Consider the following 22,873-nt stretch of genomic DNA (forward strand, 5'->3'; position numbering starts at 1 on the left):
CGCGCCGCCAGCTCCGCCCACAGCGCCTGGTACTGGCCGATCACCACCGACCAGTCGAACACCGCCCGCGCCCGCGCCTGCCCCGCCGCCCCCATCCGCGCCCGCAGCCCGGCATCGCCAGCCAGGGCCGCCAGCGCATCGGCAGCGGGGCCGATCTCCACCGCCACCAGCTGCGTCGTCGCCGCCAGGTAATGGTCGTAATCCACCACGCCGCTGGCATGGCGCAGCGCCAGGTCCGCCGCGCTGCCCGGCGGCGCCATGCGCACCGGCACGCGGAACCCGTCCTCCCCCTGCCGCACCGTGTCGCGGAACCCGTCCCAGTCGCTGACCACCACCGGCAGCCCGGCCGCCATCGCCTCCACCGGCGCCAGGCCGAAGCTCTCCTGGATGTTGTCGGCCAGCAGGGCGAACACATCGGCCGCCGCCAGCAGCCCCTCCCGCGCCCCCGGCGGCCGCGCGTCGGCGATATGCAGCGTCACCTCCGGCGCCAGGGCGGCGGCCAGGGCGCGATGCGCCTCCTCCTGCCCCGGATGCGCGAACCAGCCGCCCAGCACCGCATGCAGCGGCGGTGTTCCTTCCCGCCGCGCCGCCCGCCCCAGCGCCGCGAACAGCGCCGCCGGATGCGCCTTGGCATGCCAGGACAGCCGCCCGAGGCCAAGCACCGCCACCGCCCCTTCCGGGATGCCCAGCCGCGCCCGCCATGCGCCGCGCAGCTCCGGCCGCGGCGCCAGCGAATCGCATTCCACCCCAAGCGGGATCACCGGCAGTTCCGGCAGGGGCAGCTGCCGCGCGCCCAGCCGCCGCGCCAGCACCTCCGCCTCCATCGCCAGCAGGCGCCGCACGCTCTCCTGCACGGCGCGGGAGGTGCAGATCAGCGCATCCCAGCGCTGCACCGGCGCCGCCGCCATCTCCGCGATGGCCGCCATGGCGTTGTGCGAGGCGATGGTGTGCGTCACCCCCACCACCGACCAGGCGGCATCGCCGGCGAAGCGGCGCAGCCTTGCGGCGGAGGCCAGGTCGGGCCCGGGCAGCATCAGCGTGCCGATCGCCGCCAGCCGGTCCAGCCGCTGCGGCGCGATCGCCTCCAGCGCCATGGCCGCGCCATGCTGCCGCGCCAGGGTGGCGAAGGCGCGGCCATCGCCCGGCGCCAGCAGATAGGCCGAGAGCGTCTCCACCCCCGAATGCCGGATCATGCCGCGCAGGAAGCCCTCGCCCGCCACATGGCGGCCCATCAGCTTCGGGCGGTCGGTGCGGTAGCCATCGGCGGCGAAGCCGATGGCGGCATTGGGCGGGGGGGTCATGCGGGGCCTAGGGGCGGATCATGCGCGGGCTGCGCTCCAGCGTCGCCCAGTCCGGCCAGCCGATGAAGCGCTCCACCAGCAGCAGCGCCACGCAGATCAGCAGCGCCGCCAGCATCATCATCGCCCGCTGCCGCGAGGGCGGGTTGCGCACCAGCCGGGTGAGGAAGACCGACAGCCGCAGCAGCGGGTCCATCTCACCCCACCGAGCGGGTCAGCGTCCGCAGGGTGACGAATTCCTCCGCCGCCGTCGGGTGGATGCCGATGGTGCGGTCGAAATCCTCCTTGGTGGCGCCGGCGACGATCGCCACCGCGATGCCCTGCATGATCTCGCCCGCATCCTCGCCCAGCATATGCGCGCCCAGCACCCGCCGCGTGCGCTGCGACACCACCAGCTTCATCAGCGTCTTGCGCGGCTGCTTGCTGATGGTGTGCCGCATCGGCGTGAAGCGGGCCATGTAGATGTCGACCGGCCCCTGGGCGGCGGCGGCCTCCTCGCTCAGCCCGACCATGGCGGCGGGGGGAGAGGTGAACACCGCCGTCGGCACGTTCTGGAAGCTGGCGGTGCGCGGGCGGCCGCCGAACAGCGTGTCGGCCAGGGCATGGCCGACCGCGGTGGCCACCGGGGTCAGGTTCAGCTGATCGGTCACGTCGCCAATGGCGTAGATATGCGGCTGGCTGGTCGCCTGCTCCAGCGTCACCGGCACGCAGCCGGAGCGGCCGGGGGCGATGCCGGCGCGGTCCAGCCCCAGCCCGTCGGTGTTCGGCACGCGGCCGGTGGCGAACATCACCTGGTCCGTCTCCAGCACCGCGCCGGATTTCAGGGTCAGGCGCAGCCCCTCGCCGGCCTTCTCCAGCCGCGCCGGCTCCTGGCCGGGATGCAGGCGGATGCCCTGGTTCGCCAGCGCCTCGGCCATCGCCTCGCGCAGATCGCCATCGAAGCCGCGCAGCGGCAGGTCCTGGCGGTAGAGCAGGTCCACCTCCGCCCCCAGCCCGCAGAGCAGCGAGGCGAATTCCAGCGCGATATAGCCGCCGCCCACCACGACGATGCGGCGCGGCCGCTCCTTCAGGGTGAACAGGTCGTCCGACACCAGGCCCAGCTCGGCGCCCGGGATGTCGGGGCGGATCGGTCGGCCGCCGACGGCGATGACGATGCGCTCGGCGGTGACGCGCTGGCCGCCGACATCCAGCGTGTGCGGGTCGATGAAGGTGGCGCGGGCGTTGAAGCTGGTGACCCCCGCATTGCCCAGCAGCCGGGCATAGATGGCGTTCAGCCGCGCCACCTCGGCATCGCGGGCGGCGACCAGAGTGGGCCAGTCATGGCCCTTGTTCTCCATGTCCCAGCCGAAGGCCCCGGCCTCGCGCGACCACTGCCCGTATTCGGCGGCGTGGACCATGATCTTCTTCGGCACGCAGCCGACATTGACGCAGGTGCCGCCCCAGAAGCGCTCCTCCGCCACGCCCACCCGCGCGCCATGCCCGGCCGCGATGCGCCCGCAGCGCACGCCGCCCGAGCCGCCACCGATGACGAACAGGTCGAAATCATAGGCGCTCATGCGCGGGGCCCCTCATGCTACGGTTGCCGTGGCAAGAAGGGCGTCCTAGGGCCGCGCGTCAAGCCGGAGGCTTGAGCAGGGGGAAGAAAGGGTTCTTTTTTGAAAAAAAGAACCAAAAAACTTTTGTCCGTTGGCGTCCCGCCTCAGGCCTGAAGCGGGACGCCAAACTGAAAGAAGTCTTTTTGCTTCTTTTTCTTCAGAAAAAGAAGATCTTCTTACGAGCCAATACCCCCGAGGGCGAGATACTTCATCTCGATATACTCCTCGATGCCATGGCTCGAACCCTCGCGGCCGAGGCCGGACTGCTTGAACCCGCCGAAGGGCGCCTCGGCGGTCGAGATGATGCCCTCATTGATGCCGATGATGCCGTATTCCAGCGCCTCGGCCACCCGGAAGATGCGGCCGACATCGCGCGCGTAGAAATAGGCGGCCAGGCCGAACTCGGTGTCGTTGGCCAGCTTGATCGCCTCTTCCTCGGTCTTGAAGCGGAACAGCGGGGCGACCGGGCCGAAGGTCTCCTCGCGGAAGATCACCGCCTCATGCGGCACATTGGCCAGCACGGTGGGCTGGAAGAAATTGCCGCCCTTCTCGTGCGGCTTGCCCCCGGTGACGATGCTCGCACCCTTGGACAGCGCGTCCTCGATATGCGCCTGCACCTTCTTCACCGCATCGGCATTGATCAGCGGGCCCTGGGTGACCCCCTCCTCCATGCCGTTGCCGACCTTGAGCTTCTCCACCGCCTCCTTCAGCTTGGCGGCGAAGGCGTCATAGACCCCTTCCTGCACCAGCACGCGGTTGGCGCAGACGCAGGTCTGCCCGGTGTTGCGGTACTTCGACGCGATGGCGCCCTGCACCGCCGCGTCCAGGTCGGCGTCGTCGAAGACGATGAAGGGCGCGTTGCCGCCCAGCTCCATCGAGGTCTTCTTGATGGTCTCGGCGCACTGCGCCAGCAACACGCGGCCGACCTCGGTCGAGCCGGTGAAGGACAGCTTGCGCACCAGCGGGTTGCCGGTCAGCTCCTTGCCGGTGGCGGAGGACGGGCCGGTGATGATGTTGCACACGCCCTTGGGCATGCCGGCGCGCTCGGCCAGCACGGCGATGGCCAGGGCCGAGAAGGGCGTCTGGCTGGCAGGGCGGATCACCCCGGTGCAGCCCGCGGCCCAGCCGGGGCCGGCCTTGCGGGTGATCATGGCGGCCGGGAAGTTCCAGGGGGTGATGGCGGCGAAGACGCCGATCGGCTCCTTGGTCACCAGGATGCGGCGGCCCTTGGCGTTCTGCGGGATGGTCTCGCCATAGACGCGGCGGCCCTCCTCGGCGAACCACTCGAAGAAGCTGGCGGCATAGGCCACCTCGCCCTTCGATTCCGCCAGCGGCTTGCCCTGCTCGGCGGTCATGATGGCGGCCAGGTCGTCGGTGTTGTCCAGCATCAGCTGGGCCAGCTTGCGCAGGATCAGCCCGCGCTCGCGCGCCAGCATGGCGCGCCAGGCCGGCCAGGCGGCGTTGGCGGCCTCGATGGCGCGGCGCGTCTCGGCCTCGCTCATCGAGGGCACGGTGCCGACCAGCTCGCCGGTGGCGGGGTTCTTCACCTCCAGCACCTTGCCGCTTTCGGCCTGCACCCATTGCCCGTCGATGTAATTGGCCTGCCGGAACAGGTCCGGGTCCTTCAGCGGCAGCTTGGCGACGGCGTCGAGCATGGCGGTTCTCTCCCGATGCGGCGGCCCGCCCGATGCGGCGTTCCGTCTGGTCGGTGGAAGTTAGGCACCCCCCGCCGCTCTGTCAGCCCACCGCACGGCGGCGTGCGGCCGGATCAGGCCAGCAATCCGGAGGATGCGGCGCGGCCGCTGCCGCCATAGGCCGAAAGCGCCGCCGCCAGCGCCTCCTGCCGCTGCTGGCGCAGCGCCGCCTCGGCCGAATCGGGGCTGCCCAGGGCCGGCGCGTCCAGCGCCGTGGCATCGGTCTCGCCGGCCGGGGGCGGCGGCGCGCGCAGGGCGCTACCGGCCGGGGTGGTGGACTCCGCGCCCTCCTGCAATTGCAGCAGGCCGGACAGGCTGCCCTCCGCCAGCCGCGCCTGGCCGCCCAGGACGGGCGCGGCGGTGGCGGCGCTGGCGCCCTCTTCCGCCTTGCGCTCCTCCGGCCGGTTCGGCGTGGCGCTGGTGATGTTCAGCTGCTGGGCGGAGACACGTTGCAGGACCCCGACCGCCAGGCCGGCCAGGATGGAGATGGACATGCTTGCCTCCTCGCTGCGGATGATCCCGCGGCGAGCAAGCGCAATGCCATGACCAAGGGCTTGAATCGCAAGGCCCTGGCCCGCGCCCCGGCAGGAATTGCCGGGCCGCGCCCCGGCAGATTCCGCCGCTCAGGCCGGCTGGGCGGCGCCCGGTGCCGGCAGGCCGTGCACCGCGAGGTCCAGCGCCTCCAGCCAGGCGCCGGCCTGCAGGGCGCGAGCGATGCGGCGGGAGACCACCCAGCGCGGCGTTGTCCGCTCCAGCAGGATGGCGCCCCAGACCACGGCCCCGAGGCCCAGCAGGGGCACCACATGCAGCCAGAGCAGCACGGTGACGATGCCGCCATGCAGCGGCGCCAGCCAGGCGGTCAGGATCACCGTCAGCGCCGCCATCACCAGCACCAGGGCGATGATCAGGTCGATCCGCGCCAGGCGCTGGCACAGCGCCACCTCCTGCCGCAGCCGCGGCAGCGCGATGCCGAGCGGATCGGCCACCATCGGCGCACCGCCACGACTGGCGATGTAGCGGCGGGCCAGGAACTCGGTGCGGGCGCGGCTGGTCAAGGGCATGGGCTGTGAGAACTCCGCAGGAAGGGGGCGCGTCTTGCGGGCAGGCGCATGTTGCACCGCAGGATATGCGCTCGTTCCCGTCCCCTGCCAAGCGATCCGGCACCGTTTCGGTTGCATATTATACAAGCCCGGCCTGCGCCGGACGGCGCCCTGTCCGGCGGGCGCCGCCTCAGGCGTGCAGGCCCGGCGCCTCCTGCCCGGTGCGGGCGACATATTCGGTGTAGCCGCCATCATACTGGTGGATGCCCTCCGGGGTCAGCTCCAGCACCCGGTTGGACAGCGCGGCCAGGAAGTGGCGGTCATGCGAGACGAACAGCATCGTCCCCTCGTAATCCGCCAGCGCCGCCACCAGCATCTCCTTGGTGGCCATGTCCAGGTGGTTGGTGGGCTCATCCAGCACCAGGAAGTTCGGCGGGTCGTAGAGCATCATGGCCATGACCAGCCGCGCCTTCTCGCCGCCCGACAGCACGCGGCACTTCTTCTCCACCTCGTCGCCGGAGAAGCCGAAGCAGCCGGCCAGGGCGCGCAGCGAGCCCTGGCTGGCGCGCGGGAAATTTTCTTCAAGTGTCTGGAAGATGGTGCGGTCGCCGTCCAGCAGCTCCATCGCGTGCTGGGCGAAATAGCCCATCTTCACGCTGCCGCCGAGCGTCACGCTGCCCTCATCCGGGGTGGTGGCGCCGGTGACCAGCTTCAGCAGGGTCGACTTGCCGGCGCCATTGACGCCGAGGACGCAGCAGCGCTCCCGCCGCCGCACCAGCAGGTCCAGCCCGTCATAGATCACACGCTGGCCGTAGCGCTTCGACACGCCGCGCAGCTTCACCACGTCGTCGCCCGAACGCGGCGCGGGCAGGAAGTCGAAGGAGACGGCCTGGCGGCGCTTCGGCGGCTCGACGCGGTCGATCTTCTCCAGCTTCTTCACCCGGCTCTGCACCTGGGCGGCGTGCGAGGCGCGCGCCTTGAACCGCTCGATGAAGGCGATCTCCTTGGCCAGCATCGCCTGCTGGCGCTCGAACTGCGCCTGCTGCTGCTTCTCGTTCAGCGCGCGCTGCTGCTCGTAGAATTCGTAATTGCCGGTGTAGGAGGTCAGCGTGCCGCCATCGATCTCCAGGATCTTGTTGACGATCCGGTTCATGAATTCGCGGTCGTGCGAGGTCATCAGCAGCGCGCCATCATAGCCGCGCAGGAAATTCTCCAGCCAGATCAGGCTTTCGAGGTCGAGATGGTTGCTCGGCTCGTCCAGCAGCATGACGTCGGGGCGCATCAGCAGGATGCGGGCCAGGGCCACGCGCATCTTCCAGCCGCCGGAGAGGCGGCCGACATCGCCCTCCATCATCTCCTGGCTGAAGCTGAGGCCGGCCAGCACCTCGCGGGCGCGGCCCTCCAGCGCATAGCCGCCCAGCGCCTCGAAGCGGCCCTGCACCTCGCCGAAGCGCTCGATCAGGCTGTCCATCTCGTCGGCGCGGTCGGGATCGGCCAGGGCCGCCTCCAGCTCGGCCAGCTCGGCGGCCACCTCGCTCACCGCGCCGGCACCGTCCATCACCTCGGCCACCGCGCTGCGGCCGGCCATCTCGCCCACATCCTGGCTGAAGAAGCCGATGGAGACGCCGCGATCGACCACCACCTGGCCCTCATCCGGCGGTTCCTGCCCGGTGATCATGCGGAACAGGGTGGATTTGCCGGCGCCATTGGGCCCGACCAGGCCGATCTTCTCGCCGCGCTGGAGCGCGGCCGAGGCCTCGATGAAGAGGAGCTGCTGGCCGTTCTGCTTGCTGATGTTGTCGAGGCGGATCATGGGTCCCGGGACGGTCTGGCGTGGGGGGAGGCGTCTGCGGGCGGGCTTATGGCACAGCCCGCCCCCTCCCGCCGAATCGCCGGTGGCGACGGCCCCTGCCCGCCCCTATTCCGCCCGCAGCAGCCGGCGGGAGCGGGTCCAGCCGCGCGCCAGCGCCCGGCAATGGCAGGCGACATGCGGGGCGATCGCCTCGCACCATTCCTTCGCGCCCGCATTGGCGGCGCGCAGCCGGTCGGCCGCCGCCTGGGCCTCGGCGGCCAGCTTCGCCTCGTCGACCCCCAGCACGCGGCGGTCGCGCAGCTTCCAGGCGCCGCCCACCATGACATCGGTCACGGCGCTGCCATCCTCGGTCCAGACCAGCTGGTTGGCGGCGTCGTTCAGCGGCATCCAGTTGATGTGGCCGAGGTCGAGCAGCACCAGATCGGCGAGCCTGCCCGGCGCGATCTCCCCCGCCTCGAGGCCCAGCAGCGCGGCGGAGCCGGCGGTGGCCAGCCGGACCGTCTCGGCGGTGCCGAGCCAGTCATCCTCATCCGCCTCCTCCCAGAGGCGGGAGGCGAAGGCGGCCAAGCGCATCGCCTCGAACATGTTCTGGTTGTCGGAGGAGGAGGAGCCATCGGTGCCGATGCCGAGCGTCACCCCGGCCCGCAGCGCCGCGCGGGCGGGGGCGATGCCCGAGGCCAGGCGCATATTGGCGCCGGGATTGTGCGACAGCCCGCCACCGCGCTTCGCCAGCAGCGCCAGGTCGCCCTCGGTCAGCCAGACGCCATGCGCGACCGAGAAGCGCGGCCCGACCAGCCCCATCCGGTCCATGTGCTCCAGCAGGGTGGCGCCGCCATAGCGCAGCTCGCCGGCGGCGGCCTGGTAGCGCGCCTCGGCCACATGGCTCTGCACCCGCAGCCCGAATTCTTCCGCCAGCGCCGCGCAGCCGCGGAGAAATTCCTCCGAGCCATGCAGCGGGATGGTGGGGCCGAGGCCGAGGGCGATGCCGGAAGCGCCATGCCGCCAGCCCTGGGCGGCGCGGCGCAGCGTCGCCAGGGTCTCGGCGGCGGGGGCCATGCGCATGGCCGCGGCGCGCGCGCGATGGGCTTCGGGCAGGGAATCCACCAAGCCCGGCGTCGCCTCGAAGAAGTTCAGGTCGGCCACCATCGGCGCCAGCACGGCGCGCAGCCCGACGCTGGCATAGGCCTCGGCCATCGCCTCCAGCCCCTCCGGCGTCGGGCCGGGGAATTCGGCGGGCAGGTCGAAGGCGGCGGTGCAGCCCTTCTTCAGCAGCTCGACGGCGGTGAGCTGGACCGAGAGCTTCTTGTCGGCCAGGCCCCGCCCGCCGCCCACCCAGGGGGCGTGGGCCAGCAGCAGCGCCAGGTCCCATTTGTCGCCCGCGCCCTTGGCCAGCCCGCCATGGCCATGGGTGTGGCCATTCACCAGGCCGGGGATCACCAGCCGGTGGCCGGCCTCGACCACCTCGGCATCCTCCACCGCGCTGCCCGGCGGCAGCAGGGCGGCGATGCGGTCGCCCTCGATGAGGAGGTCGGCGAGCGGCGCGGAGCGGGCATCCGGCGCCAGCACACGGGCGCCGCGCAGCAGCAGCCGGCGCGTCACAGCATGCGCTCGGCGCGCGGCGGCAGGTAGCGGTCGGTGAACATGCTGGCGGCCTCCGGCGGGGTGTTGATGCCATAGGCCTCGGCATTGACCCGCACCAGCTGCGCGGCGCGCGCCATGTCGAGCACGCCGAGCCCGCCCTCCCGGCTGTTCGGCGTGATGATGGACCGATCCCGCGTCATGGCAAACCGCCGCGCCTCCAGCGCGGAGTCGAACAGCGGCTCGCGCTTCTTCAGCGAGGCCATCCCCGCCGGCACGTCGTTCAGCAGCAGCTTCAGCCCGCCCATGGCGGCGCGGACGAATTTCGCCGCCGTCTCGCCATTGCGCTCCAGCCATTCGGCGCGGGCGAACAGGCCGGAGCCCAGCAGGTCCAGCCCATGCTCGGCATAGGGCCAGCCGAGGATCTGCTCCTCCGGGATGCCGAGGCCCACCAGGTTGAAATGCACGGTGAAGAGGAAGCCGCTGACCGCATCCACCTGGCCGGTGCGCAGCATGGTGTCGCGCAGATTGGCGGCCATGGAGGTCCAGCGCATCCGGCTGGTGTCGATGCCGGCGACGCGGGCGAAGGCGGGGAAGAGCATGCGGCTGCCCTCCCCCTCCGGCGCGCCGAGGGTGCGGCCGGCCACATCCTGCGGCTTCTCGATGCCGCGGCCGCGCAGGGTGACGATGGCGGCGGCGGTGCGGTCGAAGACCGGGTAGATCATCACCAGCCGGTTCTGCGGGTATTCGGCGTTGAACTTCACCGCGCCCGAGAAATCGGCGAAGCCCATGTCGTAGGCGCCGGAGCCCACCTTCACCAGCGCGTCGCCCGAGCCGAAGCCGCGATCCATGCGGACCGACAGCCCCTCCCGCTGGTACAGGCCATGATCCTCGGCCAGCGAGAACATGGCGTGGTTGCCCTGCAGCGCCCAGTCCAGGGTGAAGCGCAGCGCCGCCTGGGCGCGGGCGGTGCGCAGCGCCGGCATGGCCAGGGCGGCGCCCAGCAGCAGGCGGCGGGGCAGCAGGGAGCGGTCGGGCGGGGTCATGGCGTCTCTCTCCGGCATCGGCGCCTTCCCGCCGTGCAAAAGGCGGACCAGCCTCGCGGCCGGCCAGAGCCGCGTCCCGGCGCCGCGCCTGCCCAGAAACCGGGCAGAACCGCCCCGCTTTGGCCGGCGATGCGGCGCCTCAGCCGGTCAGCTCGGCCACGCTGACGCGGTTCTCCGCGACCGGCCAGAGCCGCGCCACGATCCGCTCCTCGTTGAACTGCGCCAGGACCGGCTGGCCGAGGCGCTCCGCCGGCGCGCGCAGCGTCGCGGTGGCGCTGCGCGCCAGGCCGCGCGGGATGTCGGCCGGCTCCCGCCCATCGAGGATGATGGCGTCGCGCGGCAGGCCGAAATAGCCGCGCGGCCGGGTGAACAGCAGCACCGCCCCCGCCGCCCGGTCCTGCTCGCCGACCGGCCGCGCCGGGCGCAGATGGATGATGTCGGAGGAGCGCGGGAAACCCGAGCGGTAGATGTGCGTGACCGGATGGCCGGGGGCGGCGACGACGAATTCCAGCGTCCAGTCCGGCGCCACCTGCACCGGGCCCCACAGCCCGTCCGCGCCGGTCACGCGGCGCAGCAGCGGCTCGCCCAGCCGCGCGCCGGTCTCCGGGTCGGTGCGCCAGATGTCCACCTGTGCGCCCTCGACGGGGCGGTTGGTCGGCACGCCGCCCGGCGTGCCGGTGACTTGGCCGTTCAGCACCGGCCGCGCCTCCGGCACAATGGCGAGGCGCGCGGGCTCCCGCCCGGCGATCCAGCGGAACATCTCGCGGAAGGCGCGCGGGTGGTAGGCGACCTCCCGGTGGTCGAGCTGGCCCAGCACCAGGTTGGTGGCGCCGCGCAGCTCCGGCCCGGCCGGGCCGGTGCCGGTCGGGCGGCCGGGCTGGCCGAGGGCGAAGGCATCCGCCTGCGCATAGACGTCATTGCCGTCGCTGCGCAGCGTCAGGAATTCGGTGCCGGGCACCACGTCGCTCTCCCCGCCATTCAGGCGGCGCAGCAGGGCGGAATGGGCGTTGAACTCGCGGTTGCGGGTCTCCGGCCAGTCATAGACGCCGCGATTGGGCGTGCCGCAGAGCACGGCATGCGAGACCTGCGCCGCGCCGCCCCCATGCACCACGAAGTCGCGGATCGGGTAGCCGCCACGGCTGTTGCCCACCAGCGCGACCCGCGCGGCGCCGGTCGAGGCGCGCAGCGCCGCCACCGCCGCCGCCACGGCGGCGGTGAACTCGGCGGAGGAGGAGCGGCGCGGCTGCGCCACCCCGTCATCGTCGCGCGCCAGCGGGTCGGGCAGGTTCAGCGCGGCGAGGCGCGGGCGCGGCACGCCATTGCTCTCGAAGCGCCACAGCGTGGTCTGCCACAGCGCGGCCTGGTCGCCATTGCCGTGGATGAACAGCACCGGCGGCATGGCGTCCAGGCTGGAGGGCTGCGCCCGGGCGCGGCCTGGCCACAGGGCGGGGGCGGCCAGCGGCGCCATGGCGGCCGCCAGCAGCAGGTCTCGGCGTTTCATTCCCATGCGCGCAGCACAGCAGGGAATGCGCGGCAGGGGAAGCGGTCAGGCGCGCCCCGCCGCCTCCCCCGCCGCATGGCCGAGCGCCACCGCCGTCAGCAGCCCGTTGCCGGAGAGATAACCCTCCGCCCGGCTGCCGGAGACACCACAGGCGGCGCCGCCGGCGGCGTAGAGATTGGGCAGCGCCGCGCCATCCGGCCGCAGCACCCGCGCCGACGCATCGACCACCAGCCCGCCCTGGGTGTGGAACAGCGCGCCGGTGACGCGCACGGCGCGATAGGGCGGCACGAGCGGCGCGACGCCCGCGAAGTCGCGGCCGAAACCGTCCGTCGCACCCTCGCGCTTCAGGCGCTCGACCTCCGCCAGCGTCGCCGCCAGCGCGGCCTCGGGCAGTTTGGTGGCGGCCGCCAGGGCGGCGATGTCGGGCGCGGTCAGCACCACCCCGGCGGCCTCGGCCTGGCGGAAATCCTCGAACTGCCGCGCGATGCCGGCGATGCGCTCGTCGAACAGGCTCCAGGCGATCCCTTCGGGCTGCCGCAGCACCAGGGCGGCGGCCTCGGAATAGCCATGGCTCTCATCGGCGAAGCGGCTTCCCTCCAGATTCACCTGGATGCCGCCCTGGGTCATGGTGGCCCAGGAGATCAGGATGCCGATGGGGTGCGCCACCGACCCGTGCCCCTGATGGCCGGAGAGGTGCCGCGTCGCCGCCCCCAGCGCCTGGCCCCAGAGCAGCGCGTCGCCCTGGTTGCCGGCATGGCCGAAATACAGCGCGCCGGAGAGCTGCGGCACATGCTCGGCCACCAGCGCCGGATTGCCGCCATAGCCGTTGCAGGCGAGGATCAGCGCGTCGCAGCCCAGCCGTTCCTCGCTGCCATCGGGGCGGCGATAGGCCAGGCCGTGGATGCGGCCCCCGGCATCGGCATACAGCGCGGTGACCTGCGCCTCGCAGAGGATCTCGACGCCCGCGGCCTCGGCGGCCTCGCGCAGACGGTCCACCAGCTCCTCGCCGGAGCGGCTGGGCAGGCCGTGCATGCGGCAGGCGGAATGGCCGGGATAGCGGAAATCGGTGATCACCGAGAAATCCAGCCCATGCCGGTCGGCCAGCCATTCCAGCACCGGGCCGATGCGGGCCGCCAGCGCCTCGACCAGCGCCGGGTCGGGCTCGCCGCCCGCCTTGGCCAGGATGTCGGCGGCGAACAGCGCCGGGCTGTCCGCCTCCCCCGCCGCCTGCTGCCAGCGCGTGGCCGGCGCCGGGATCAGCCCGGCGGAGAGCGCGGTGGAGCCGCGCGGCACCGGGTCGCGCTCCAGCACCAGCACCTCCTGCCCGGCCTCGCGCAGCGCCAGCGCCGCGACCAGCCCGGCGGCGCCGGCACCGATGATGACGACCGGCAGGGTCAGCTCGAATTCGACGCCGGCGGCGGACAGGATGCTCATGCCGCCTCCAGCTCCGCCATCGCCTGGGCGATGCTGGCGATGCGCGCGACCGGGCGCAGCGCCGCGATGGCCGTCGCATGCGTCTCGGCGCCGAAGGCGGCGCAGCCATCCTCCAGCACCGTCACGTCGATGTCGCGCACATGCGCGTCGCGCACCGTGGAGGCGACGCCGCCATTGGTGACGATGCCGCAGACATAGAGCTTGCGGATGCCGGCCTTGCGCAGCACCCATTCCAGCCGCGTCATGTAGAAGGCGGAATAGGCCAGCTTCTCCACCGAGAGATCGGCCGGCTGCAATTCATCGACCAGTTGGTGGCCCCAGGCGCCGGGGCAGAAATCGCCCTTGCGCAGGAAGGGCCGCAGCGCCTTCAGGTGGGGCGAGATCATCGGCTCGCCGCCCTTGCCCGGCACCAGGGTGAACTGGGTGGAGACCACCCAGCCATTCTTCTGCCGGAGCGCGTCCGCCAGCGGCTTCACCCGCGCCGGCAGGGCGGCGATGGAAGGGTCGCCCTGGCCGCCGCGCGCATAGGCGCCGTCGGGGTGGATGAAGTCATTCTGCAGATCGACGATCAGCAGCGCGGTCTCGCTGGCAGGGATGGGGTCGTGGCTCATGCGGCGCGCTCCACGATGATGTTGCCCAGATGGTCCACCCGCGCCACTAGGCCGGGATCGACCACGGTGGTGGCGTCCGGCTGCTCCAGGATGGCCGGGCCCGGGATGGTCGCGCCCTCCGGCAGCTCCAGCCGGGCATAGATGGCGGTGTCGTGCCAGGCGCCCTCGAACCAGACGGGGCGGCTGCCGCGCCGGGCGGCCTCGATGCTGGCGCCCGGCTCGGGCTTCAGCAGGCCAAGATCGAAGCGCGGCCGCCGGCCGATCGCCGCGGTGCGCAGATTGACGATGCGCACACCAAGCCCCGGCAGCAGGCGGGAGAAGCTGGTCTGGTAGGCACGCTCGAACGCCTCGCGCACGATGGCGCGGGAGAGGCCCGTGCTGCCATCCCTGACCTCGACCGGCAGCGGCACGGCGACGGTGTGGGTCTGGCCGGCGTAGTGCATGTCCAGCTCGAACACCGTGTCGATGCGCTCGACGGCGAGGCCGGCGGCCTCCACCACGGCGCGCGCGGCTGCGGCCTCCGCCACCATGCGGCGGTCCAGCGCGGCCTCGTCCAGCGCGTCCAGGGTCAGGTTCACCGTCTGCACCTGATCGTGCCGGATATCGGCGATGACGCAGCCCAGCGCCGAGGTGACGCCGGGGAAGCGCGGCACCAGCGCCGCCTTCAGCCCGACCTCGCGGATCAGCGCGCCGGTGTGCAGCGCGCCGCCGCCGCCGAAGGGCACCACGGCGAAGCGCGACGGGTCATGCCCGCGCTCGATGGAAACCAGCCGGATGGCGCCGGCCATGCGCGCATTGGCGACGCGCAGAATCGCCTCCGCCGCCGCCATGGCGTCCAGCCCCAGCGGGCGGCCGACATGTTCGAGGATCGCGGATTTCGCCGCCTCGACATCCAGGCGCGCCAGCTTGCCGCCGATGGGCCGTTCGGCATTGATGCGGCCGAGCACGACATTGGCGTCCGTCAGCGTCGGCCGCGTGTTGCCCTGGCCGTAGCAGACCGGGCCGGGGCGGGAGCCGGCGCTTTCGGGGCCCACCTGCAGCAGCCCGCCGGCATCGACATGGGCGATGGAGCCGCCGCCGGCGCCGATGGTGCTGATCTCGATCATCGGCGTGCGGATGACCAGGCCGAAATCGATGGTGGTCTGCGCCGCCAGCGCCGTGCCGCCACCCACCACCAGCGAGACATCGAAGGAGGTGCCGCCGAGATCGCCGGTGATGACATCCGGGAACCCCGCCTCGCGCGCGATGGCGGCCGCCGCGATGACGCCGGCCGCAGGGCCGGACAGCGCCGTGCGCACCGGCAGGCGCCGCGCCGTGGCCGTCGACATGACGCCGCCATTCGACTGCACGATGTGGAACTGGCCGGTGAAGCCCTCCCCCGCCAGGGCCTTGTCGAGCTTGCCGAGATAGGAGCCGACCACGGGCTGCAGATAGGCGTTCAGCGCGGTGGTCGAGGTGCGCTCGAACTCACGGATCTCGGGCAGGATCTGGGTGGAGCAGGCGATGGTCTCGCCCGGCCAGACGGCGCGCGCCGCGTCGAGCGCCGCCTGCTCATTCGCCGGGTTGGCATAGGCGTTGATGAAGACGATGGCCAGCGCCTCGGCGCCCTGGGCGATCAGCTGGCGCACCGCCGCCTGCACCTCCGCCGCATCCACCGCCTGGCGGATGGAGCCATCGGCCAAAGTGCGCTCGCTGACCTCCAGCCGCATATCGCGATCGACGACTGGAAGAAAATCGCCCCAGAGGCCCCAGGTGTGGAGGCGGTCGCGGCGGCGCATCTCCAGCACGTCGCGGAAGCCGCGCGTGGTGACCAGCCCGACCTTCGCGCCCTTGCGCTCCAGCAGCGCATTGGTGCCGACGGTGGTGCCATGCACCACGGAGGCGAGCTGCGCCACCGGGCCGAAGCTCTTCAGCCCTTCGAGGAAACCCACCGCCTCATCGCCGCGGTTGGAGGGCACCTTGGCGGTGCGGAAGCGTCCCGCCGCCTCGTCATAGCAGAAGAGATCGGTGAAGGTGCCGCCGACATCGACGCCAACAATGGTCGCGCTCATGCCGCGCCGTTCTCCGTCACATAGCCCAGCCGGCGGTCGCGCGCGGCCTTTTCCGGGTTGCGCTGCGCGGGGTCGCCCCAGCCGCCGCCGCCGGGGGTTTCCAGCTTCACGCTATGGCCGGCCTTCAGCGCGATATCGGTGATCTTGGACACCATGGGCGGGTGATGCGCGCCCTGCTCATCGGTCCAGGTGAAGCGGTTCAGTGCCGCCGGCGTGCCGCCGGAGACACCGAAAGGCGCCGCCTTGCCGCGCTCCCCCAGCAGCGAGACGCGCGCATCGGTCAGCGGCTCGATCTCATAGACCGCGCCGAGCCCGCCGCGATGCGCGCCCTGCCCCGCCGAATCCGGCCGCAGCGCCCATTGGCGGAACAGCACGGGATAGGCGGCCTCCAGGATCTCCACCGGCGGGATGGTGGCGGTGGAGATCGGGTTGTTGGCGTGGCTCAGGCCATCGCTTTCCGGATTGCCGCCGAGGCCGCCGCCAAAGAAGGAGAACATCACCCAGCGCGAGCCATCGGCGCGATGCCCGGCCAGCGACAGCGCGTTGATGGTGCCGAAGGGCGCGGCGGTGGCGCGTGCCGGATCGGCCTTGGCCAGCGCGCCGAAGATCACGCCGATCAGCCGCAGGATGGTCTCGGTATAGCCCGCGACCGGCCGCGGCGCCTTGGCGCCCAGCAGCGTGGTGTCGGGCACGGTGAAGGCGATGGGGCGCAGGCAGCCGGCATTGGCCGGGACCTCGGTGAAGACGTGCTTCAGCGCGACATAGCAGGCGGCGATGGCGGTGGAGCGGGCGATGTTCACCGGCCCCTGCACCGGCGGCGAGGACCGGGAGAAATCCAGCGCCATGGTCTCGCCCGCGATGGTCAGGTCGAGCGCGATGGTCAGCGTCTCGTCGCTGATGCCGTCATTGTCCAGCACATCCTCGAAGCTGTAGAGGCCGTCGGGCAGGCTGGCGATGGCGGCGCGCATCATCGCCTCGGCGCGGGCGGAGAAGGCGTCGAAGGCCTGGCCCAGCACCGCCTCGCCATATTCGTCGAGCAGCGCGGCGAAGCGCCGCTCGCCGAGATCGAGCGCGTTGAGCTGGCCGTTCAGGTCGCCCCAGTTGGAATCCGGCACGCGCGAATTGGCCGCCAGGATGTCGAGCAGGTCCTGGTTCATCCGCCCCTGGCTGATCAGCCGCACGGGCGGGAAACGCACGCCTTCCTGGAAGCTCTCGGTGGCCTTGGGGTTGTAGCCGCCCGGGACATTGCCGCCGATATCGAGCCAATGGCCGACGGAGGCCATCCAGCAGAACAGCCTGCCGCCGCGGAAGATCGGCCGCACCAGGCGGAAATCGTTCAGATGGGTGCCGCCATCATAGGGGTCGTTGAACAGGAAGGTGTCGCCCTCCTGCACCGCATCGCCGGCGGCGACCTTGTCGATCACCGCCTTCACGGCGAAGGCCATGGCGCCGACGAAGATCGGCAGGCCATTGGCGCCCTGCACCAGCGTCTCGCCGGTCTCGGCATGGTAGAAGCCGTGGCAGGCGTCGCGCGCCTCGGCGATGATCGGGTTGAAGGCGGAGCGGTAGAGCGTCGCGTCCATCTCGTCCGCGATCTGCTCCAGCCGCCCCTTCAGGATGGCGAGGGTGACGGGGTCGATGGCGCTCACGCCGCGCCCTCCTTGCGTTCGAAATCCGCGTAGGTTTCGCCCAGCGCCAGCATCTCCGGCGTGCCGATCAGCGCGTTCAGCGCGCCGAAATCGAACATGCGATCGGCGAAGGGCTGGTTGCTGCCATGCCGCGCCAGCGAGGCGTAGTAGTCGCGCGCCGTATGCGCCAGCGCACGGACGATGCCGCCCGGGAAGATCACCAGGCCGAAGCCCATCTCTCCGAGGGCTGCCGCAGTGGAGATCGGCGTGTCGCCGCCCTCCACCATATTGGCCAGCAGCGGACGCAGCCCGCCGAGCTCGGAGGCGATGCGCGCCATCTGCTCGCGCGAGCGCGGCGCCTCGACAAACAGCACATCCGCCCCGGCCTCGGCATAGAGGCGGGCGCGGTCCAGCGCCGCCTCCATGCCCTCCACCGCCACGGCGTCGGTGCGGGCGATGATCAACGTCTCCGCGCTGTGGCGCGCATCGACGGCCGCCTTGACCTTGCCGGCCATCTCGCCGGCGGAGATCAGCGACTTGCCCTGGAGGTGGCCGCAGCGCTTCGGCAGCGTCTGATCCTCGAGTTGCAGGGCGGTGGCGCCGGCACGCTCGAACATGCGCACGGTGCGCTGGGTGTTCAGCGCATTGCCATGGCCATTGTCGGCATCGACCACCAGCGGCAGGCCGACGCGGTCGCGGATCAGCCCGACCGTCTCGGCCACCTCGGTCATCGAGACCAGGCCGATATCGGGGCGGCCGAGCCGCGTATAGGCGATGGCGGCGCCGGAGACATAGAGGGCGCGGAAGCCGGCATCGGCGGCGATGCTGGCGGTCAGCGCATCATAGACGCCCGGCGCGACGACGGGCGCCGCACTCGCCAGGCTGGCTTTCAGACTCATCGGGCAAGGCTCCGCGGCGGTGCCGCCAAGAGGGGTGTCAGCGCATCCAATCCGCCTGTCCGGTCGACGCCCCGCACCGCCTGGATCAGCGCGGCCGCATGCGCAGCGCCCCAGACGGGTTCCGCCAGCTCGCGGAATTTCTGCAGGATGTCGTCCTCGGTGTAGGGGTCCTCGGTGTCGCCGCGATTGGTCAGCACCTCGGCCTGGTGCCGCGTGCCGTCGCGCAGGATCAGCGCCACGCGCGCGGGGCGCAGACCGGGCAGGCGCGCGGTCAGCGCCGCATCCTCCCGCACCACGACCCGCGCGGCCAACGCACGCACCGCCTCGTCCTGCAAGGCCGGCGGGCGGAAGGCGGGCACGCTGGCGCTGCCATGCAGCAGCGTCGTGGCCAGGGCGAAGGGGATGGAGAATTTCGCCGACAGCATGTTGGAGGGCGCCGGCAGATCGAGCTGCGCGGCCCAGACATAGGTGTCGACCTCGATGCGCTCGATCTGCTCCGGCGCGAGATCCGGCAGGCGCTGGCGCAGCTCGGCCAGCGCGTCGAGCGCGCCATGGGTGTAGCGGCAGGCGGCGTGGCGCTTGAAGTAGTTGCGCGCGATCTCCCAGCGCGTGCCGAGGTCCTCGGTCATCGCCGACTGAGAAAAATCCTCGGCGATGATGCCGCCATAGACGGCGCCGATGCCGTCCGTCTCGCCGGTGAAGCCGGATTGCACCAGATCCCAGGCCATCAGCCCGAGCTGGTTGGAGAAGCCGGCATAGCTGTTCCGCACCGTCGCCCCTTCCAGCATGGTGCGGCGGCTGGTGGAGAGGCCGAAGCTGGAGGCGATGTTCAGCCCCTGGATCATCGTCTCGGCGGCTGCGCCACGCAGATGCGCAACCGACAGAAAAGCGGCCGGGGTGCCCCAGGTGCCGTGCGGGTGCATGGTGACCCGCAGCTTGCTGGCGATGCCGATGCGCGCGCCCAGCTCATAGCCGAGCGCGATGGCGCCGAGCAGGGCCGCGCCATCGCGCGGCGCCGCGGCAAGTGCGGCCGGCACCACATGGATGGCGGGGTGGCCGCGCGCATACTGGTTGCCCTCATCCAGCTCCAGCATGGTGCCGGCGGTGCCATTGGCGAAGGCGGCCAGCAGCGGCGGCAGCGCACGCCCCGCGCCGATCGCCACGGCAGAGCCGCCACCGGCATAGTTCGCTTGCGCCAACAGGGAAGAAAGTTCTGGCTCCTGCATGCCGGCGGCGATGACAGCGATGCTGTCGAGCAGCACCAGGCGCGCGCGCTGCAGCGCCTCCGGCGGCAGGTCGGCTGCGGAAAAGGCGGCGGCGAAGCGGCCCCATTCCGTCAGCCAGTCCGGCCGCTTCTGTTGCAGCAGCACGGAGGCCGGAAGGATGCCGGGCGTGACAATGCTCATACGGGACCTCACATGCCGAGATAGGCGCGGCGCAGCTCGGGATTGTCGCGCACCTCGGCGGCGCTGCCCGACAAGGCGAAGCAGCCATTCTCCAGGATGTAGGCGCGCGAGGCGATCTCCAGCGACTGCACCACATTCTGCTCGACCAGCAGGATGGGCAGGCCGTCGGCGTTCAGCCGGCGGATCAGGGTGAACATTTCTTCCACCAGAAGCGGCGACAGGCCGAGCGAGGGCTCGTCCAGGATCAGCAGGCGCGGCTCGGCCATCATGCCGCGGCCGATGGCGAGCATCTGCTGCTCGCCGCCCGACAGCGTGCCGGCGGCCTGGCCCATGCGCTCCCGCAAGCGCGGGAACACGTCGAAGACATGTTCGAGGTTGCGCGCGCGGCGCGGCTTGCCACGGCGGTAGGAGCCAAGCTCCAGATTCTCCCGCACGCTCATGGTGGGGAAGATGCGGCGGCCCTCGGGCACATGGATCAGTCCGGCAGCGACGATGGCATCCGGCGTGGCGCGGCCGATGCGCGTGCCGTCGAAGCGGATCTCCCCCGAACTCGGGCGCAGCACGCCGGAGAGCACCTTGTTCAGCGTCGTCTTGCCGACGCCATTGGCGCCGAGCACCGCGACGATCTCGCCCGCCGCCACCTGCATGTCGAGGCCGCGCAGCACCTCCACCGCGCCATAGCCGGCGCGCAGGCCACTGACCTCAAGCATGGGACTCGCCCTCCGCCCGGATGCGCGCAGCCGCGCCATGGCCGAGATAGGCCTCGATCACCGCCGGGTCGTTGCAGACGACGCGTGGCGGCCCCTCGGCGATCATGCGGCCCTGGGCCAGCACATGCACATGGTCGCAGAGATTCATCACCGCCTGCATCACATGCTCGATCATCAGGATGGTGACGCCGCGCGCGCGGATGGCGCGCAGCACGGGAAGGATATCGCGCACCTCGGACGGGTTGAGGCCGGCCAGCACCTCGTCCAGCAGCAGCAGGCGCGGCTCGGTGGCCAGGGCGCGGGCCAGTTCCAGCCGCTTGCGGCCGGCCACCGTCAGCGCGGCGGCGGGGCGATCCAGCAAGGGCGCCAGCCCGACCTCCTGCGCCACCTGCTCGGCGAGGTGCAGCGCCTCATCGCGCCGCGTGTGGCGAAGATAGGCGCCAACGGCGATGTTCTCCCGCACCGTCAGACCCTGGAAGGGCTGCACGATCTGGAAGGTGCGGGCGATGCCGCGGCGGGCGCGTAAGTGCGGCTCCTCCGCCGTCACATCCTCGCCCGCGAAGGCGACGCGGCCGGCGCTCGGCACCAGGAAACCCGAGGCCAGGGCGAAGAGCGTCGTCTTGCCCGCGCCATTCGGGCCGATCAGCCCGGTGATCGAGCCTTCGGGCACGTTCATCGAGGCCTTGTCGACGGCGAGCAGGCCGCCGAAGCGCTTGCTCAGCCCGTCCAGCACCAGCAGCGTCATGGCAGCGCCCTCCCCGGCCGCAGGCGGCGCAGCGCGCCGACCAGCCCCGCCGGCACGAAGGCCACGGCGGCGATCAGGATGATGCCGAACAGCACCAGGTCGATGCCGGTCAGCCAGCCGAGCATTCCCTTGGTGATCTCGCCCACGCCATGCAGCGCCAGCGCGCCGATGACCGGGCCGAGCACGGTGCCGAGGCCACCCACGATGGCGGCGATCAGCAGCTCGACCGAGATCCAGGTGCCGTAGGCGATGTTGGCGTCCAGGTAGAGAAAATTCTGCGCGTAGAGGCAGCCCGCCGCGCCGGTGATGGCGCCGGAGAGGGTGATGGCGCGCAGCTTGGTGGCCAGCACATCGACGCCGAGGGCGCGCGCCGCGTCCTCATTCTCGCGCACCGCGACCAGATGCGCGCCGAAGCGGCCGCGATCGATCCACAGCGTCAGAAGTGCCACGGCCAGGATGCAGGCCAGCACGACCCACAGCGCCTCGGCCCGGGTTGCGAATTGCAGGTTGGCGAGCCCCGGTTGCAGCTTGATCAGCAGGCCGGCGGCACCGCCGGTGAAGTCGGCGGCATTGGCCAGGATGCGCAGCACCTCGGCGAAGGCCAGCGTCACCAGCGCGAAATAGGAGCCGCGCAGCCGGGCGCGGAAGCTGAGGAAACCGATCACCCAGCCCGCCAGCGCGGCCAGCGCCACACCCGCGGCGAAGCCGGCCCAGGCATTCAGCCCGAGCTTCATCTGCAGGATGGCGGTGGCATAGGCGCCGGTGCCGAACAGCGCGGCATGGCCGAAGGACAGCTGCCCGCCATAGCCGCCGAGCAGGTTCCAGCCCTGCGCACCCAGCGCGATGATCAGCGCCGAGACCAGGAAGTTCAGCAGCAGGTTGGAGGCGAAAAGCGGCGTCAGCGCCAGGGCGCCGAGCAGCAGCACCAGCGGGATCAGGTCGCGCGGCTTCATGCGCGGGCCCCGAACAGGCCGGTCGGCCGCAGCAGCAGCACCAGGATGAAGATCAGGAAGATGCCGAGCTGGCCAAGGCTTTCACCGAGGAACAGCCCTCCCAGGCTCTCCACCACGCCGATGAACAGCCCGCCCAGCAGCGCGCCGGTGACCGAGCCCATGCCGCCCAGCACGACGATGGTGAAGGCCACCAGCACGAAGGCGTTGCCGACGCGCGGGTTGACGTAGAAGGTCGGCAGCAGCAGGCAGGCGGCGACCGCCAGGCAGGCGCAGCCGATGCCGAAGGTGACGGCGAAGATGTGGCGCGGGTCGATGCCGACCAGCTGCGCGCCGAAACGCTCCTTCGCCACGGCGCGGATGGCGCGGCCGGTGTCGCTGCGCGCCAGCAGCAGCCAGAGCAGCGCCGCCACCAGCAGCGCCACGGCAAAGCCGATCATGCGCGGGCGCGACAGCAGCATCGGCCCCAGCTCCACCACATCGAACCCCGCATCGCCGCCCAGGCTGCGCGTGTCGGAGCGGAAGGCGGCGAGCAGCGCATTCTCCAGGATGATGGACAGGCCCAGCGTCACCAGCAGGGTGTTGCGGTCCTCGCCATGGCTGGAGGGGCCGATGACATAGCGCTGCAGCGCATAGCCCAACGCGTAGAACAGGACCGCCAGCGGCAGGATGGAGGCATAGGGGCCGATGCCCAGCAGCATCTCCATGCCCAGCACCGCGAACATGGCGCAGGTCAGCAGCGCGCCATGGGCGAAATTGACGATGTGCAGCACGCCATAGACCAGGGTGAGGCCGAGCGCGACCAGGGCGTAGGCCGCCCCGGTCATCAGCCCATTCACCATGGCCTCGGCCACGATGGCGGGAGAATACATGG

Annotated in this window: 20 protein-coding genes; all 20 read right to left on the bottom strand. The window is 71.6% G+C overall.

Annotated features, from left to right (window positions below; all coding sequences use genetic code 11):
• Nucleotides 1–1,301: glycosyltransferase family 4 protein (locus HMPREF0731_RS13270; RefSeq protein WP_007004666.1), on the bottom strand; the 1,301-nt coding region annotated here is incomplete at its 3' end.
• A gap of 7 nt (nucleotides 1,302–1,308) precedes the next feature.
• Nucleotides 1,309–1,494, bottom strand: coding sequence for a hypothetical protein (locus tag HMPREF0731_RS13275; RefSeq protein ID WP_007004667.1), 186 nt, complete (start codon nucleotides 1,492–1,494; stop codon nucleotides 1,309–1,311).
• A 1-nt stretch (nucleotide 1,495) separates the two neighbouring features.
• Nucleotides 1,496–2,854 (bottom strand): glutathione-disulfide reductase, encoded by a 1,359-nt coding sequence (gene gorA / locus HMPREF0731_RS13280; protein WP_007004668.1) that lies wholly within the window; start codon nucleotides 2,852–2,854, stop codon nucleotides 1,496–1,498.
• A gap of 215 nt (nucleotides 2,855–3,069) precedes the next feature.
• A complete protein-coding gene (locus HMPREF0731_RS13285) occupies nucleotides 3,070–4,548 on the bottom strand; it encodes an NAD-dependent succinate-semialdehyde dehydrogenase (RefSeq protein ID WP_007004669.1) in 1,479 nt (492 codons plus the stop codon).
• Nucleotides 4,549–4,661: 113 nt separating this feature from the next.
• Nucleotides 4,662–5,081, bottom strand: a complete 420-nt coding sequence (locus tag HMPREF0731_RS23895) for a hypothetical protein (RefSeq protein ID WP_007004670.1) — start codon at nucleotides 5,079–5,081, stop codon at nucleotides 4,662–4,664.
• Between the two features lie 129 nt (nucleotides 5,082–5,210).
• Nucleotides 5,211–5,648, bottom strand: a complete 438-nt coding sequence (locus HMPREF0731_RS13295) for a hypothetical protein (protein ID WP_007004671.1) — start codon at nucleotides 5,646–5,648, stop codon at nucleotides 5,211–5,213.
• 169 nt (nucleotides 5,649–5,817) lie between these two features.
• Nucleotides 5,818–7,440: an ABC-F family ATP-binding cassette domain-containing protein gene (locus tag HMPREF0731_RS13300; protein ID WP_007004672.1), complete on the bottom strand. Its 1,623-nt coding sequence runs from the start codon at nucleotides 7,438–7,440 to the stop codon at nucleotides 5,818–5,820.
• 105 nt (nucleotides 7,441–7,545) lie between these two features.
• Nucleotides 7,546–9,039: an amidohydrolase family protein gene (locus HMPREF0731_RS13305; RefSeq protein ID WP_007004673.1), complete on the bottom strand. Its 1,494-nt coding sequence runs from the start codon at nucleotides 9,037–9,039 to the stop codon at nucleotides 7,546–7,548.
• Nucleotides 9,036–10,064: an ABC transporter substrate-binding protein gene (locus HMPREF0731_RS13310; RefSeq protein WP_040613136.1), complete on the bottom strand. Its 1,029-nt coding sequence runs from the start codon at nucleotides 10,062–10,064 to the stop codon at nucleotides 9,036–9,038. Before HMPREF0731_RS13310 ends, HMPREF0731_RS13305 begins: the two co-directional genes overlap by 4 nt.
• A gap of 139 nt (nucleotides 10,065–10,203) precedes the next feature.
• A complete protein-coding gene (locus HMPREF0731_RS13315) occupies nucleotides 10,204–11,565 on the bottom strand; it encodes a hypothetical protein (protein WP_007004675.1) in 1,362 nt (453 codons plus the stop codon).
• Between the two features lie 45 nt (nucleotides 11,566–11,610).
• Nucleotides 11,611–12,999, bottom strand: a complete 1,389-nt coding sequence (locus HMPREF0731_RS13320) for an FAD-dependent oxidoreductase (protein ID WP_007004676.1) — start codon at nucleotides 12,997–12,999, stop codon at nucleotides 11,611–11,613.
• Nucleotides 12,996–13,610, bottom strand: a complete 615-nt coding sequence (locus HMPREF0731_RS13325; protein WP_007004677.1) for a cysteine hydrolase family protein — start codon at nucleotides 13,608–13,610, stop codon at nucleotides 12,996–12,998. The genes HMPREF0731_RS13320 and HMPREF0731_RS13325 overlap by 4 nt, the downstream gene beginning before the upstream one ends.
• A complete protein-coding gene (locus tag HMPREF0731_RS13330; protein ID WP_007004678.1) occupies nucleotides 13,607–15,661 on the bottom strand; it encodes a hydantoinase/oxoprolinase family protein in 2,055 nt (684 codons plus the stop codon). Before HMPREF0731_RS13330 ends, HMPREF0731_RS13325 begins: the two co-directional genes overlap by 4 nt.
• Nucleotides 15,658–17,310 carry a hydantoinase B/oxoprolinase family protein gene (locus HMPREF0731_RS13335; protein WP_007004679.1) on the bottom strand — a complete coding sequence of 551 codons (1,653 nt, stop codon included), beginning with the start codon at nucleotides 17,308–17,310 and terminating at the stop codon, nucleotides 15,658–15,660. Before HMPREF0731_RS13335 ends, HMPREF0731_RS13330 begins: the two co-directional genes overlap by 4 nt.
• The gene (locus tag HMPREF0731_RS13340) at nucleotides 17,307–18,188 is read right to left on the bottom strand and encodes an isocitrate lyase/PEP mutase family protein (protein WP_007004680.1); all 882 of its coding nucleotides are present in this window, start codon (nucleotides 18,186–18,188) and stop codon (nucleotides 17,307–17,309) included. Before HMPREF0731_RS13340 ends, HMPREF0731_RS13335 begins: the two co-directional genes overlap by 4 nt.
• Entirely contained in the window at nucleotides 18,185–19,594 is a 1,410-nt protein-coding gene (locus HMPREF0731_RS13345; protein WP_007004681.1) for an MmgE/PrpD family protein, read from the bottom strand. The genes HMPREF0731_RS13340 and HMPREF0731_RS13345 overlap by 4 nt, the downstream gene beginning before the upstream one ends.
• Before the next feature lie 8 nt (nucleotides 19,595–19,602).
• Nucleotides 19,603–20,304, bottom strand: a complete 702-nt coding sequence (locus tag HMPREF0731_RS13350; protein WP_040613140.1) for an ABC transporter ATP-binding protein — start codon at nucleotides 20,302–20,304, stop codon at nucleotides 19,603–19,605.
• A complete protein-coding gene (locus tag HMPREF0731_RS13355; protein ID WP_007004683.1) occupies nucleotides 20,297–21,049 on the bottom strand; it encodes an ABC transporter ATP-binding protein in 753 nt (250 codons plus the stop codon). Before HMPREF0731_RS13355 ends, HMPREF0731_RS13350 begins: the two co-directional genes overlap by 8 nt.
• Entirely contained in the window at nucleotides 21,046–22,002 is a 957-nt protein-coding gene (locus HMPREF0731_RS13360) for a branched-chain amino acid ABC transporter permease (protein WP_007004684.1), read from the bottom strand. The genes HMPREF0731_RS13355 and HMPREF0731_RS13360 overlap by 4 nt, the downstream gene beginning before the upstream one ends.
• Nucleotides 21,999–22,871: a branched-chain amino acid ABC transporter permease gene (locus tag HMPREF0731_RS13365; protein WP_007004685.1), complete on the bottom strand. Its 873-nt coding sequence runs from the start codon at nucleotides 22,869–22,871 to the stop codon at nucleotides 21,999–22,001. The genes HMPREF0731_RS13360 and HMPREF0731_RS13365 overlap by 4 nt, the downstream gene beginning before the upstream one ends.
• Nucleotides 22,872–22,873: the final 2 nt, after the last annotated feature.

It is taken from the genome of Pseudoroseomonas cervicalis ATCC 49957 (assembly GCF_000164635.1).
In the GTDB taxonomy this organism is placed as follows: domain Bacteria; phylum Pseudomonadota; class Alphaproteobacteria; order Acetobacterales; family Acetobacteraceae; genus Pseudoroseomonas; species Pseudoroseomonas cervicalis.

Excerpts from the sequence above, each read along its gene's own strand:
- HMPREF0731_RS13275 (WP_007004667.1), bottom strand. The coding sequence starts at position 1,494 with ATGGACCCGCTGCTGCGGCTGTCGGTCTTCCTCACCCGGCTGGTGCGC.
- gorA (WP_007004668.1), bottom strand. The coding sequence starts at position 2,854 with ATGAGCGCCTATGATTTCGACCTGTTCGTCATCGGTGGCGGCTCGGGC.
- HMPREF0731_RS13285 (WP_007004669.1), bottom strand. The coding sequence starts at position 4,548 with ATGCTCGACGCCGTCGCCAAGCTGCCGCTGAAGGACCCGGACCTGTTC.
- HMPREF0731_RS23895 (WP_007004670.1), bottom strand. The coding sequence starts at position 5,081 with ATGTCCATCTCCATCCTGGCCGGCCTGGCGGTCGGGGTCCTGCAACGT.
- HMPREF0731_RS13295 (WP_007004671.1), bottom strand. The coding sequence starts at position 5,648 with ATGCCCTTGACCAGCCGCGCCCGCACCGAGTTCCTGGCCCGCCGCTAC.
- HMPREF0731_RS13300 (WP_007004672.1), bottom strand. The coding sequence starts at position 7,440 with ATGATCCGCCTCGACAACATCAGCAAGCAGAACGGCCAGCAGCTCCTC.
- HMPREF0731_RS13310 (WP_040613136.1), bottom strand. The coding sequence starts at position 10,064 with ATGACCCCGCCCGACCGCTCCCTGCTGCCCCGCCGCCTGCTGCTGGGC.
- HMPREF0731_RS13315 (WP_007004675.1), bottom strand. The coding sequence starts at position 11,565 with ATGAAACGCCGAGACCTGCTGCTGGCGGCCGCCATGGCGCCGCTGGCC.
- HMPREF0731_RS13320 (WP_007004676.1), bottom strand. The coding sequence starts at position 12,999 with ATGAGCATCCTGTCCGCCGCCGGCGTCGAATTCGAGCTGACCCTGCCG.
- HMPREF0731_RS13325 (WP_007004677.1), bottom strand. The coding sequence starts at position 13,610 with ATGAGCCACGACCCCATCCCTGCCAGCGAGACCGCGCTGCTGATCGTC.
- HMPREF0731_RS13330 (WP_007004678.1), bottom strand. The coding sequence starts at position 15,661 with ATGAGCGCGACCATTGTTGGCGTCGATGTCGGCGGCACCTTCACCGAT.
- HMPREF0731_RS13340 (WP_007004680.1), bottom strand. The coding sequence starts at position 18,188 with ATGAGTCTGAAAGCCAGCCTGGCGAGTGCGGCGCCCGTCGTCGCGCCG.
- HMPREF0731_RS13345 (WP_007004681.1), bottom strand. The coding sequence starts at position 19,594 with ATGAGCATTGTCACGCCCGGCATCCTTCCGGCCTCCGTGCTGCTGCAA.
- HMPREF0731_RS13350 (WP_040613140.1), bottom strand. The coding sequence starts at position 20,304 with ATGCTTGAGGTCAGTGGCCTGCGCGCCGGCTATGGCGCGGTGGAGGTG.
- HMPREF0731_RS13355 (WP_007004683.1), bottom strand. The coding sequence starts at position 21,049 with ATGACGCTGCTGGTGCTGGACGGGCTGAGCAAGCGCTTCGGCGGCCTG.
- HMPREF0731_RS13360 (WP_007004684.1), bottom strand. The coding sequence starts at position 22,002 with ATGAAGCCGCGCGACCTGATCCCGCTGGTGCTGCTGCTCGGCGCCCTG.
- HMPREF0731_RS13365 (WP_007004685.1), bottom strand. The coding sequence starts at position 22,871 with ATGTATTCTCCCGCCATCGTGGCCGAGGCCATGGTGAATGGGCTGATG.